The sequence below is a fragment of the Aporhodopirellula sallentina SM41 genome (assembly GCF_000346505.1).
GTDB classification, from domain to species: domain Bacteria; phylum Planctomycetota; class Planctomycetia; order Pirellulales; family Pirellulaceae; genus Rhodopirellula; species Rhodopirellula sallentina.
The window spans coordinates 34,068-46,747 of record NZ_ANOH01000135.1 but is presented as its reverse complement, the minus strand read 5'-3'; the positions used below and the strand labels follow the sequence as shown (position 1 = coordinate 46,747).

At 57.5% G+C, this 12,680-nt stretch carries 11 protein-coding genes; 5 read left to right on the top strand and 6 right to left on the bottom strand.

The genetic code is table 11. The features are described 5' to 3' along the window. Window positions 1-24: 24 nt before the first annotated feature. Both RSSM_RS08765 and RSSM_RS08760 read right to left on the bottom strand, forming a co-directional pair. Entirely contained in the window at window positions 25-1,230 is a 1,206-nt protein-coding gene (locus tag RSSM_RS08765; RefSeq protein ID WP_008676840.1) for a hypothetical protein, read from the bottom strand. 1 nt (window position 1,231) lies between these two features. Further along, complete coding sequence (locus RSSM_RS08760; RefSeq protein ID WP_008676838.1) at window positions 1,232-1,588, bottom strand: hypothetical protein; 357 nt, start codon at window positions 1,586-1,588, stop codon at window positions 1,232-1,234. Between the two features lie 214 nt (window positions 1,589-1,802). Between RSSM_RS08760 and RSSM_RS08755 the strand changes: the two genes are divergently transcribed. Next, complete coding sequence (locus RSSM_RS08755) at window positions 1,803-3,530, top strand: HEAT repeat domain-containing protein (RefSeq protein ID WP_044301899.1); 1,728 nt, start codon at window positions 1,803-1,805, stop codon at window positions 3,528-3,530. 506 nt (window positions 3,531-4,036) lie between these two features. Here the strand turns inward: RSSM_RS08755 and RSSM_RS33635 are convergent. Further along, window positions 4,037-4,210, bottom strand: a complete 174-nt coding sequence (locus RSSM_RS33635) for a hypothetical protein (protein WP_160168117.1) — start codon at window positions 4,208-4,210, stop codon at window positions 4,037-4,039. 4 nt (window positions 4,211-4,214) lie between these two features. On the opposite strand from RSSM_RS33635, the gene RSSM_RS08750 reads away from it, so the two are divergent. From RSSM_RS08750 to RSSM_RS08735, 4 genes are all read left to right on the top strand, one after another. After that, the gene (locus tag RSSM_RS08750) at window positions 4,215-4,631 is read left to right on the top strand and encodes a DUF6384 family protein (RefSeq protein WP_044301908.1); all 417 of its coding nucleotides are present in this window, start codon (window positions 4,215-4,217) and stop codon (window positions 4,629-4,631) included. 52 nt (window positions 4,632-4,683) lie between these two features. Next, window positions 4,684-6,108, top strand: a complete 1,425-nt coding sequence (locus tag RSSM_RS08745; RefSeq protein WP_044301898.1) for a hypothetical protein — start codon at window positions 4,684-4,686, stop codon at window positions 6,106-6,108. Window positions 6,109-6,285: 177 nt separating this feature from the next. After that, window positions 6,286-6,771, top strand: a complete 486-nt coding sequence (locus tag RSSM_RS34620; protein WP_236621025.1) for a hypothetical protein — start codon at window positions 6,286-6,288, stop codon at window positions 6,769-6,771. A gap of 915 nt (window positions 6,772-7,686) precedes the next feature. Next, entirely contained in the window at window positions 7,687-8,802 is a 1,116-nt protein-coding gene (locus tag RSSM_RS08735) for an EAL domain-containing protein (RefSeq protein ID WP_008676823.1), read from the top strand. A 58-nt stretch (window positions 8,803-8,860) separates the two neighbouring features. Here the strand turns inward: RSSM_RS08735 and RSSM_RS08730 are convergent, their stop codons facing one another. The 3 genes from RSSM_RS08730 to RSSM_RS08720 are packed head-to-tail and all read right to left on the bottom strand — an operon-like array spanning window position 8,861 to window position 12,575. Next, entirely contained in the window at window positions 8,861-10,195 is a 1,335-nt protein-coding gene (locus RSSM_RS08730) for an ABC transporter permease (protein ID WP_044301897.1), read from the bottom strand. Continuing rightward, complete coding sequence (locus RSSM_RS08725; protein WP_008676819.1) at window positions 10,189-10,962, bottom strand: ABC transporter ATP-binding protein; 774 nt, start codon at window positions 10,960-10,962, stop codon at window positions 10,189-10,191. The genes RSSM_RS08730 and RSSM_RS08725 overlap by 7 nt, the downstream gene beginning before the upstream one ends. Continuing rightward, window positions 10,959-12,575 (bottom strand): efflux RND transporter periplasmic adaptor subunit, encoded by a 1,617-nt coding sequence (locus RSSM_RS08720; protein WP_008676815.1) that lies wholly within the window; start codon window positions 12,573-12,575, stop codon window positions 10,959-10,961. Before RSSM_RS08720 ends, RSSM_RS08725 begins: the two co-directional genes overlap by 4 nt. Window positions 12,576-12,680: the final 105 nt, after the last annotated feature.

Sequence of the window (12,680 nt, the reverse complement as noted above, 5' to 3'; positions counted from 1 at the left end):
GAGTGCACCTGACGGTTTGCGTGATCAGGCGGCGAGGTAGGCTCGGCAGCCGTTGGTGGTTTGCTGGGTGTGCTTCCAGTACTCGTTCATAGGCTCGCTGTCGCTAATGTAGGCTGCGCGAAGGCCCAACACGGCTTCGCCACCGTCGGTTGACCAGAATTTCTCGCTGCCTTTGACTCGTCGATTGACCTGCTTGACCGTCGATTCCATGATCGAACTGGTCAGCGGATAGCCGCGACGGCGGTATTCCGGGTAATTCATCCGGCCACGATGATTGCGGTAGTACACTCCCGACCGGCGAACGATCTCTCGGGGATCGGTGTCACTCGCATCTCTTGGAGGATCTCCAAGTTCCAGCTGATGCTGATCCAGTTCCGCAATCACCTCGTCGACTTTCCCCTGCCAGATCAACGTGGCGAAACGACGATAACACTCCCACGACTGCGCGGCCTCTGGGGAGATTGCCCGCGCCGCAGCCAAACTGTACGACAACGCATGCATGATGTCCAACACGCTGGTGAAGGTGCCAAACCACTGCTGCTGCATCGATTCGATCGCCGTCGAACCATCCGAGACGAAGACCCGCTCGGTCGCTTTGAAAAAGCCCGCGTACCACGCCGCACTTGCCACCATCGGCCCGAACTCGTTCCAGCTTTTACCGCTGGCGACGACATCTTTACTGAGCAGTTCGGGGCGTTGCCATGGTGACTGATCACTTGAATCACTGCGGTCAGCTTTCAGGTTTTCACCGGCCACCTTCCCCATTTCAGCGAGTTTCTTGGCGATGCAAACGTCTTGCAGAAAGTCAGGCAGTTCGGCGTCGGGGTCTTCTCGATGAGACTTCGTTTTCATCGATAGCAAGATCGCCATGCGGCTTTCTTTCCAGAAGCTATCCGACTCCGGTTTCTCCTCACCGCGATTGAACTGCTGGTAGCGTCCTCCATCGCTCATCACAACGGCCAACTCGCAAGCCTCTTTGTCGGCCGGGCCGGAGTGGTTCTGGTCGGGAATGGATTTCTCGAGGAAGGCTTCCTGCAAGATCTGATCCAGGTTGCGTCGAGCCTTGCCGTTTCGCAGCGTCGCGAGTCGGATTCGCTCGGTCTTGATGTCCAGTTCGGCGAGTTCTCGGAGGTCGTCGCTGGCGACTTGGTAGCTTGCTTTGTTGGCCCCGGCGTAGACCATCTTTCGTTCGACCTTGGGGCTGATGGTCGCTTCGACGCGGAGTGCCAATTCAGCCAGCCGAGGGAAAAAAAGACCGGCGACATCGCCGGCAAAAGTAGCCTTCGTTGACCCACTCGGCCTCGCCGCGAGCGGTTTGAATGATCATCGGCTCATCGTCGTCAGGGTCGTGTGGCTTGGGCACCGCTTTGCACTGGGGACAGCGGATGGGCCTTTCTTCGTTGGGCAATTCCTTGGCCGATTGGTTCAGGGCCAATGAACTGAGCAGATCCGTCAGCTCATCAGTTTCGATCTCGAGCTCGTCGAAAGTCTTGGGTGTCCCGTCGTCGTGGTATCGCCCGCCATTGATTTCATTTAATTCCTTGGCGATCTCCAAGGCACGAGCACGATTCTTTGGTGAAATGGCCATCCTAGCCCTCCTGGCTTACCGAAGTTCATGGGAAAAGAACTCATTCTCGCCACTCACCCAATCAAACACCATGCCAATCGCAAACCATCAGGTGCACTCGCAGACCCTCAGGATTTGCCACTGATCTTGTGTTCGACGCGGGTAATTCACTAGCTCTATCGAAACGAATTGAAGGCAAACCCCAAGTCCCGCCCTTTCACCTGTGAATGACACCATGTCCGGACTCCCAACCCATCCTCTCTGCAGAGCGGCCATTTGCCTTGGGATGCTGTTGTCGACCGGATGTGCCTCGTGGCTCAGTCGCGGCAATAAGGACGACAGCGAACATCTCGAAAAGCTGATGCGAGTTCCCGAGCCACCGGACCTCGTACGGGAGGCCGCCATTCCTCATGGGCTCAATGAGATCCGGGTGGACGGCGTCGCCGTCGTTAACCAATTGCCGGGAACGGGCGGGCCTGCGTTGCCGTCGAGTTTCCGCGATCAACTGCTCGACGAGATGAAACGCAACGAAGTCGCTGACCCGAACGGTTTTCTCGAACAGAACGACAACGCCCTGGTCCAAGTTCGCGGCCTGATCCCTCCGGGTGCCCGTCGCGGCGATTCGATCGACCTGCAAATTTTGACTCCGCCGAAGACTGAAGCCACCGACCTGCACGGCGGCTGGTTGCTCGACACCCGTTTGCGGCATCAACAGCTTCTGAACAACTCCGTTCGCAGCAGCGAAGTGCTGGCGATCGGGACCGGTCCGGTGCTGACCCGCGGCGACTTTGACGGAACCGACGACACAACCCTTCACGTGTCCGGCCGAGTGCTCTCGGGAGGCCTGGTCCAAACCGATCGCAAACTCGGACTCGTCCTGCGTCCGAAATTCCAACACGTCAAAATGGCCAAAGCGATCGCCGAGGCCATCAACCGACGATTCTATTTCTTTGACGGAACCACCCGGCGTGGTATCGCGAAAGCGATCGAGGACGATTTTATCGAGATCGATGTCCACCCACGCTATCGACATCACGAAGAACGGCTGCTGCAAGTCGTCCGTGCGATTTCGGTCGCCCCGGAATCGAGCGATACCCAAGCCCGGTTGGTTAAACTGAGCGAAAGACTGCGAGTCCCCGCCGAAGCTGCCGATGCGGCGCTGCAACTCGAGGCGATCGGCGAAGGGGCCATCCCGACGCTCGTCGAAGCCTGCAACCTCACCAATCCCGAACTGCGTTTCTACGCCGCCGAAGCGCTCGCTTACCTCGATCGCAGCGAAGCGGTGGAACCGTTGCTCGCGGGCATTCGCAACGAACCCGCGTTTCGATCCCCGTCGCTGTCGGCGCTGCTAGGTCTCGAACACTCCTCGGCGGTGACCGGTCTGCAAGAACTGCTCGACGAAGACAGCCTCGAGACTCGCTACGGTGCGATGACCGTGATGCGTGATCGCAAGGACGCCCGCTCGTCACTCGGCGGCGAAAACCTCAACGGTCAATTTCGTTTGTACCAAATCAAGTCCAACGGCCCGCCCGCCGTGGTCGTGTCCCTGACGCGAAAACCCGAAGTGGTTCTGATGGGCGAGGTCTCGCCGTTGGCGTTGAAGTCGTTCTTCATCGGCCCGGCGGGAATGATCGTTCGCCGGATGAACGCCAACGAAGCCTCACTGAACGGATCGGTGAACGCTCGTTTGCGAATCAGCCGTTTCCGCCCCGGTCGCCCCGACGCTTTCGCAGAAGTTGATGCCACGCTAGCGGGACTGATCCGCGGCATCACCGAAGTCGGCGGCGGATACGGCGATACCGTCGCGACGCTTCGAATGGCGAAGGAGCAAGGCGTCCTGGTCGACCAGCTCGCGTTTGACCCATTGCCCAAATCGAAACGAACCTACTACCGCGACGACGAGTCGGATGAGGACGCAACCGACGAGGCCCCATCGGACGAGGAAGACGCCAAAGAGCTTTAGTGGATTGCTGCAGCCAAAACGCAGAGTTGAGGCCGTAGCGAAAGTTGCCAACGGTTTGTCGATTTAATCGTTTTACGGCAATACCGTTCAATGAAGCACCGGGTTGTGGCGTTTTCGTTTAACCGGTAACCGTAGGCGACGCTTGACGGAACACAACCTACCCTTCGGGCACGGGTTAAACGAAAATTGAACGGTATTGCGTTTAACGGGCAGCCAAAGGCGACCTACTTGCCACTGCACGTCGCCTACGGCTACCGGTTAAACGAATACAGGTTGACTATTAAATAAATCAACAGCCCGCCAAGACTTTCGGTGATTCAAGAGGCCTCACCCTATCTTTTGGCATGTTTCGCGATCCCAATGTGTAACTGCCTCATCCCACTCCCGAGCCCATTCCCACGTCAGGTTCCCTGGTGAGCCGAAGCGCATAAGCACTCGGGTTCTTGAGCGTGTTCGGCTCGAATCATCGCCTGATGCTTCGACTCGAGGCCTCACAGCCATTCTGCTCACGCGAGCCGCGTGACAAATTCGCCGTACTCGCACGCACGGCCACTGACAGGATAGAATGCGGCGAGCCGGCAATACTGCGGCAATGCCCCGGGAAGCTTTCGCGTACCGCACGCGAATCCTGCCAAGGCATCCGAGAGTCCGCGACAGCGGGCGAGACTTAGTTGGACCATGACGATGAACAAGAGCGCCCAGGCTCAAGCACCGCCGCCGCTGTCAACGAGCGAACTGAAACAGAAACGAGCAACCACCAAATTGCCCGGCGAAGAAATGACCATCGCAGAGACGCTGCGGGTCATGGACGTCGCGCGTGAAATGCGCGAGCAGCGGGAAACGGCGGAAGAAATGTTCCGCCATGACGAGGTCCGCATTCGCCTGCGAGAAAAGCTGATGCGGACCGCCGCGCTGTCCGGCGACCGAGTCACCGAGGCGGAAATCGACGCTGCCATCGATCAATACCTGTCGAATTTGCACACGTACGAATCTCCCAAGCCCGGATTCAAGAAATTCCTGGCCTATTGCTGGATATGGCGGTACCGCATCGCCACCGCAGCCGTTGCGGCCGGTGCCGCCGGAGCGTGGTTCCTCCTCTAGCCAACGCCCGCAACCGAAATTCCACGCCTCACCTCACGTATCCGACTCTTTCATGCCGCTCCCTGGACCTCACGTATATCGTCAGATCGTATCCGCCTACGACGAGACCGCCGCTCGCATCGAACGCTTGCGCTCGGAGATGGGCCAGGTAGAACAACAGCGTGAGCAACTCGAAGACGACCGAGACCAAACGCTCTCCAAGCTCGCCGAACATTACCTGCCCGACCTTTCGCCCGAATCGGTCCAGCAAACCTGGGTAAACGTCCGTCCGACGATCCGAGAGATCCTGCTGCGGAAAGAAAACCGCGTCCGCGAACTGAACGAACAACTCAGTGATGAAGATCGCATCCGTCGTCATCTCGAAGACGACTTGCAACGCGTCAACGAAAGGCTCGACGAAGCCGAAACGCGTCAGAGCGATATCGCGAAACAAGTCGAAGATTATCTCGCCGAACAAACCGAGTTTGTCGACTTGTCCAACCGAGCCGCCGAAGCAGAGGTCGCGTTGCAGCGTGCGGAATCCAACCTCGACGAGATCAGCCAAGACGCCGCGAGAAAGCTGCCCGCGTACAACGAATGCAAGCTGTTCTCGTACCTAAAAGACCGCAACTTCGGCACGTCCGAATACACGCATCGCGGATTCACACGTCGAATGGATCGGATGCTGGCGAAGTACGTCGGATACAACGAGGCGAAGCGCAATTTCGACTACCTGACCAACACCCCTGCGGCGATGCGAACGATTATCGCCGAGGATCGCATGGCGTTGGGAACCGTTGTGATGAAAATACAAGACAGCCGAGACGCGGCGGCGAAGAAGTTCGGCTTGATGGACCAAGTCCAAACGGTCGAATCACTGGCGAAGGAACGCGAAGCGGCTCTGGCCTCACTCGATTCGGCCGCCACGGACTGCGAGTCGACCATGGCCGAATTGAACGAACTCGAAAACCCGCGTTGCGAATACTACCGCGAGGCCATCAACGTGTTCCGAAAGATGCTTTCTGACACGCACTCGAGCGACCTTCGACACGCTGCCCGCCAAACCCCCGAGATTACCGACGATCAAATCGTTGCGTCCCTTCGTGGCATCGAATCGCAGCTCGACCGCAACGACCTTACGACCTCCCGGCACCACGACGCACTGCGTCAGGCGGCCGAGGTTCATCAAGCGGTTGGTCGTTTGGCCCAAAGGTTCCGTGCCTCAGGATATGACCGAAACCGGTGCCAATTCTCTGACGCTCTGGACATCGGTTCCTCGCTCGATCGCATCCGCAGTGTTCACGACGTGGACGATTTATGGAGAGCGATTCGCCGCAACCAAAGTTGGGGTCCAACGACGATGGACAAAATATCCAACGTCGCAACACATCCGATGACCCAGGTAATGATCAACGCGATGGCTCATGCGGCCGGTGCGGCCATGAGCGAACACGCGCGGCGAGCAGGCCGACGGGCCAATCGCCGCAACGGTTGGTAACCACCGCCCGGTCGGTGGGGCGAGTTCAGTCGTCTTTTTTTGGAAATTGATCTTGCGGTGTTTTCGCATTACTAGCGATATGCGGGGACATCCAAACCGTGCTCGTGTTTGAACACCGAGCACGATCATGTCGATCCAAAAACTGCATCCAAACTGAACACGCACCGGGAGTATTCGTTGAATACCCATCGCCCAACAGCCAATACGACGCAACCACGATCCACTCGCGCCGCGTCGTTCGCTCGAATTTGTGTCGCTTTCCTCGTCGTGGTCGCCGTATCAACGGCTAACCCGACCGACGTCGCCGCTCAAGACAGCGAACCGTCGGCATTGTCAAAACTCAACCCGATGAACTGGAAAGTTCCTTCGTTTCGGTTGCCGAGCTTTCTCGTCCACGACGACGATCAAGAACGCATTGTCGAACGCAAGGACGGACTCGTTTCCGATGTCAAAAGCACGGCGTCGCGATCCTGGCAACGCACCAAGGAAACGTTCAACCCGGCACGCCTCAACCCAATGAACCTGTTTGCCGGATCGTCCACCGACAGCACGACCGAAAAGAAGCCGGGCTTCTTCAGCTCGCTGCTCTCGCCCGCTCCGCCTGAACCGGAAGAACGCGTCGCCACGGTCAACGACTGGCTCGGACAAGAACGCCCGAAATAAGAACACACAATTTTCAAGCACGTTGATCTGTCGAGATCACGCGTCGCACCAAAACGCTGAAACCGACGTGTCATCGAGAGAACAACCCTCTCTCTCGCTGACACGTCGGCTTTTTCATGCGCTCTCCTGAAACCCTTCCTCGCAAGTAGAGACCGTAGCGAGAGTCGCCAAGACTTTCGGCGATCCACCAGCCCGCAGCGCAAGCAAGGGATCACACACAAACACTCGCTTGCGCGTCGGGCTGGTAACCTATCGGTGATCCTTCGGTTCTCGATTAAATCAGCCAAGACTTTCGGCGATCCACTGTGCCTCCCGGTATTCATGGCGGCCTGTTGATCGAATCGGTTTGCCAAATATTGCAGTGAACGGCAAGGCGATAGCTGGCAGGTAACGTCTCGCCCATGCAGTCGCCGAAAGTTTTGGCGAGTATCGCTACCAGGTCTTTGGATTCGCCAGACGTTCAGGCCACAAAAATTGGGCGACGTTGACTACGTCACCTTTCAACGCACTTAGCGGGCCTGTTCTGCCCGGCTGCTTCGCGATATCCGCGGCAAACGGCGATCGGCGGATGCGGTTTTGGATCGATCCTCAACAGCCACCGCGTTTTCTGCAAAAAATACTTTCACAGGTCTCCTGCGATTGTGCCGAGGCGTTTTCCCTCGCATTCGGCAAAGTCGCTACAGCCGGCCGGCCGCGCCGCAGATATGCACTCAGATTGAACACATGGCTAGATTCTTATCAAGATTCGTGCATCGGATTGGAAAGTAGCGCATTTTTGTAACCTAGTTTTTCACAGGATTCAAAAGCCGCCGCTATCAACGGTTGGTAGCAACGCTTTATTGAGTCCCGAATCCATTTCGACAATCGGGTTCGGATCCCTGCCCCAAGTTTCCTTTAACTGCTGAACATGTTGTCATGACTGCTGTCGACAGCGCCTCGCTCGACTCCATTCGCCGCAGCGTCTCGCCGCACGAGGACGTTTGGTTCCTTTCTGGACCGACGGGCCCGAGCGATTCGTTGCAACACACTCCGGTTGATCGCCAGCCCTTCACGGTTGGTCGACAGTCGGGAACGTCGATGAAGCTACAGTTCCGCACCGTCAGCGGAAATCACGCCGAACTGCGTCTGATTGATGGACGCCTCGTTATTCGTGACCTCGACAGCACCAACGGCACCTACGTTAACGGAACCCGCATCACCGAACCCACCGTCGTCAGCGACGAGGACCTGATCCACTTTGCCGAAGCCCCCTTTCGAATTCGTCGACAATCGCCGACGGGGATGACCGCCGGAACCATTTCCGAGAACGTTTGCGATCAGGCACTCGCGTTGGTGCAGTTCGATCGCTTGATGAGTCAACGTTTAGTACGCCCTCACTTCCAACCCATCGTGACCCTCAAAGGAGCACGTTCAATCGGCTTCGAAATTCTCGGCCGTGGTAGCGTGTTTGGATTGGAATCCGTCGGGGCGATGTTCCAAGCCGCCGAACAACTCAACCTCGAAGTCGAACTGAGCCGTTTGCTTCGTTGGGAAGGCCTACGTGTCGGACGAGAGATACCGGATCAGCCCACGCTGTTCGTCAACACACACCCGAAAGAAATGGAAGACGGTCAGTCGTTGATCGATTCGCTATCGAAAGTTCGCACGATGGCATCCAATACAACGATCGTTCTCGAGATCCACGAAGCCGCCGTTACCGACCCGGCATCGATGCGTCGTTTGCACGCATCGATGAAGGACCTCGACATCCAACTCGCCTACGACGACTTCGGTGCCGGCCAAGCACGTCTCGCCGAACTGATCGAAGCACGTCCAGACTTTGTCAAGTTTGACATCGGGCTGATCCGCGGCCTCGACGTCAACGACGGCAACCGCATGCGGATGCTGCAATCGCTCGTCAACATGGTCCAAGACCTCGACATCTCGGCTCTCGCCGAAGGAATCGAAACAGCCGAAGAAGCAAAAGCCTGCCTCGAACTCGGCTTCGATCTCGCCCAAGGCTTCTTCTACGGCCGCCCCGCCCCAGCGTAACCAAGACTCGGAACCAAACCGTCGGTCTTGGAAAGACCGACCTACGTGACTCACGTCTCTACTCGTGACGCAGCGCGTCGATCGGGTTCATCCGTGCCGCTCGGATCGCGGGATACAAACCGCTGACCAAGCCGACTGCGACCGCGATCACGACAGCTAACGGAATCGTCTCCAAGACGATCGACGGATGCGAATCTCGTATCGCACTCGGCAAAGCGGCGAACTGCTCGGGGAAACTCGTCGCGACCAGCATGATCGCGCCGCGGTACATCGGTGGCCCCAAGAAGCCGAGCACGATCCCAAGGGCCGCGCCAGCGAACGAAAGCAGAATCGTTTCGACCAAAAACTGGCGAACGATGTCTCGGCGTTTTGCACCGAGTGCACGACGAATCCCGATCTCCCGCGTTCGCTCGGTCACACTCGCGAGCATGATGTTCATGATCCCGATGCCACCGACGAGCAGCGAGATGCACGCGATCAGAACGCCAATACCGAGAAACATCAAACGCAAGTTCCGGGCCTGCTCGAGCAATTCGAGTGGCACGACAACCGCGATGTCTTCCGTATCGGCATGTTTCGCCGACAGAATGCTCTCGATCACCTTCGCCGTCGGCCGAACCTGAGACACTCGCTGGACCTGCATCGTGATTTGGTTCAGTTCCATAATTTCAATTTGAAACTGACCACTGCGACGGGTCACGATCGTATCGCCGATCCGCTTTCGCATCGTCTCGATCGGAATGTAAACGTCTCGGTTGAACTCCTGCGAATCCAACGATCCGCCGATCGCGGCCGACGCGTTTCGCGGTTCGAGCACGCCGACGATCCGGTAGTAGTCCGTATGCTCGGGAACATACAACCGTTTACCGAGTGGGTCTTCGTACGGGAACAGCTCATCGGCCACTTCAGCGGCGATCACACAAACGTTTTCGTTTCGAGCCCCGTCCGCATCACTCAAAAAGCGACCACCGCGTTTGCGAATTTGCAGCCGATTGACGTCTTTGTAGCGTGGCGTGCAACCGACCAACCGTCCCGAGATCAATTTATCACCACGCATGAATTGGCGTTTGATCTCTCGGATCGGTACCGCGACATCGAGCGTCGGCAGCGTCGCGAGAATCTGATCGAGTTCACTGCGGAGCAACCCGTACTTCGTCGCCGCCATCCCGGTCAGTTTTTCGTCCGGTGGTTTGATCGTACGAACGATGATCGTCGTCGCACCGAGCGATTCGATTTGCTTTTGCACCTGTTCACTGGCACCTTGGCTGATCGCAGTCAGCACGATCACCGACCAAACACCGATCAAGATACCGAGCATGGTCAGCCCGGTTCGCAGCGGGTGCAGCGTCAGGCTCTTAATGCCCATTCGGATGGTACGAAGCCAGACTAGCATGCGAGCCCCTGCTTGTTCTTCACCGCCAACGCGGCCGCGGCTTGCATCTCGCGGGCAGTCTCGCGGCGTTCGTCACTGACCGCCTCGTCGCTGTGCAACATCCCGTCTTTGAGCCGGATGATCCGCCGAGCGCGTTCGGCAACGTCGTCTTCGTGGGTGACCAAAATGATCGTTCGGCCTTCCCCGTTGAGATCATCAAACAGAGCCAAGATCTCGTCGGTCGTCACACTATCAAGGTTACCGGTCGGTTCGTCAGCAAGGATAAAGTACGGATCGTTCACGAGACTCCGCGCGATCGCGACACGTTGCTGCTGGCCACCGGAGAGTTGATTGGGGCGGTGGTCGAGTCGGTCACCTAACCCGACCTGTTCGGCGAGCATGATCGCACGATCGCGTTCTTTCGTCCCCAACAATCCTTGGTAGTACAACGGCACCTGGATGTTTTCGACAACCGTGAGTTGCTGGATCAGGTTGTACGATTGGAAGACAAATCCGATGCGTCGACTGCGAATTTCGGCGAGTTGATCGTCCGTCATTTGGCTGATGTTGTCATCGCCGAGGAACAGATTCCCCGCCGTCGGTTGGTCGAGACAACCGAGCATATTCAACAGCGTACTTTTGCCGCTGCCCGACGGTCCCATGATGGCAACATAATCTCCTTCGGGCACGTCGAACGAGACACCTCGAAGTGCGCGCACGGTCTCACTCTTGAGCACATACTCTTTGGTCAGGCCGTCGATCCTCGTTGCGAGAGCTTGTTCGCTCATGCGGCCGGATTTTCGATTTTGTCTTTACCGGCCCCCGGTCGCGGCTTGCCGTTTCCGTCGCGCGGCCCTCGCATTCCTTTTGCGCTGTCACCGTCACCACCGTCGGTTTCCGGTTCCGCATCCGCCGTCGCGGTGACCGACGGTTGATTCGCCAAGGCGACCATGTCGCTGTTGTCTTCGACGATGACTTCAGGAAGATTCATTAACGACAAATGTTCGCGAAGATTCAGAACCGCCGTTTCGCCCGCCTCGAGTCCAGACGAAATGCTGGCCATGGTGTCGTTCGTCGCCGCGATCTTGACTTCGCGTGTTTCGAATTCCTGTTCCCCTTTTTGCACCAAAGCGAACATTTTGTTGTCATGTTCATAGACCGCTTGGATCGGAACCTGAATCGCCTGAGGTAACTGCTCGACGAAAATTTCAACCGCGGCGGTCATTCCCGTACGGATGACTTCCGGCGGATCCACGATCTCGATGATCACACCGTATTCTTTGATCGACGAACTATACCAACTGCCCGGTTCGGCATATCGGTTCACTTTGGCGACGTGACCTTTGAGAACCATGTCCGGCAACGCGTCGATGCGGATCTTTGCCGCCATCCCTTTTCGCAACAGCGTGATGCGGGATTCGTTGACCTTGCAACGCACCTGCATGCGAGTCGGGTCGGGCAACCGGATGATCGCCTGTCGCTCACGAATCACCGCCCCCGCCTCGACAACAAACTCCGCGTTGCCTCCACGGTGGCTGTACTTGTTGGCGTGAACCACGACACCGTCGGTCGGTGCGATCATCACGCACTGTTCGATCTGTTCCTGAATCTCTTTCAGCTCGGTTCGTTCCTCGAGCAGTTTTTCTTCCGCGGCCGACAGGTTCGCTTTCGCTGCATCGATATCGCTGTCGTACTGCACCAACATTTTGCGTTTGGTGAGTTCCTGCAAAACACGCAGCCGTCCCTGAGCCGCTTCGAGTTGGTTGCGTGTGTTGGCCAATGCGAACTTGTCCGCGTCGAGTTGCAACGCATTCACCAACCCTTTGGCCACCAACCGCTCGCTACTTTGGAGGGCGAGTTGTGCTTTGCGGAGTTCTTGTTCGGCGACGGCGATTTCGCTCAAAATCGCCTTCTCTTCTGTTTTGTAGATCCCCTCGAGGTACTCTTGCCGCGAGATCGTGGCCTGTTCGAGCAGCGCCGCCGCGGTCGCCAAGTTCGCTTCGGCGGTAATCACCTCGATCTTGTCCTCTTTCAACTCCATTTCGAGGTTGGAGGAATCGAGTTCGACGAGTTTGTCGCCCTTCTTCACCCGGGTACCTTCATCGATCACCCACAGGATCGCCGTCCCGGTGTTTCCCCGCGATCGAATTTCACAGACCACTTCGGTGTTACTGCTGCTCTCAATTTCCCCCTGCTCGATGATCGTGTGGTCAAACGGGGCCTCGGTCACCTCGCTGACGATCAGCGAATCGGGTGCGAGCTGAGCCTGCCGTTCTTGATAGACGTCGTAGCCGTACCATCCGGCACCGGCGATCAAAGCGGTGAAAACGAGCAACGCAATCTTCGCTCCGCCGCGACGATGGGCTCGCCGGCGAAGGTCAGTGGAGGTTTGGGGAGGCATGGGAAGATCGGTGGGCTGTGGGGGAGGGCGCAAAGCGATCGGGTTCCTACCCGAGGCAGGGATGAAACCCCGGCAATCGGCAAAACGACCGGACAAATTCGCAAC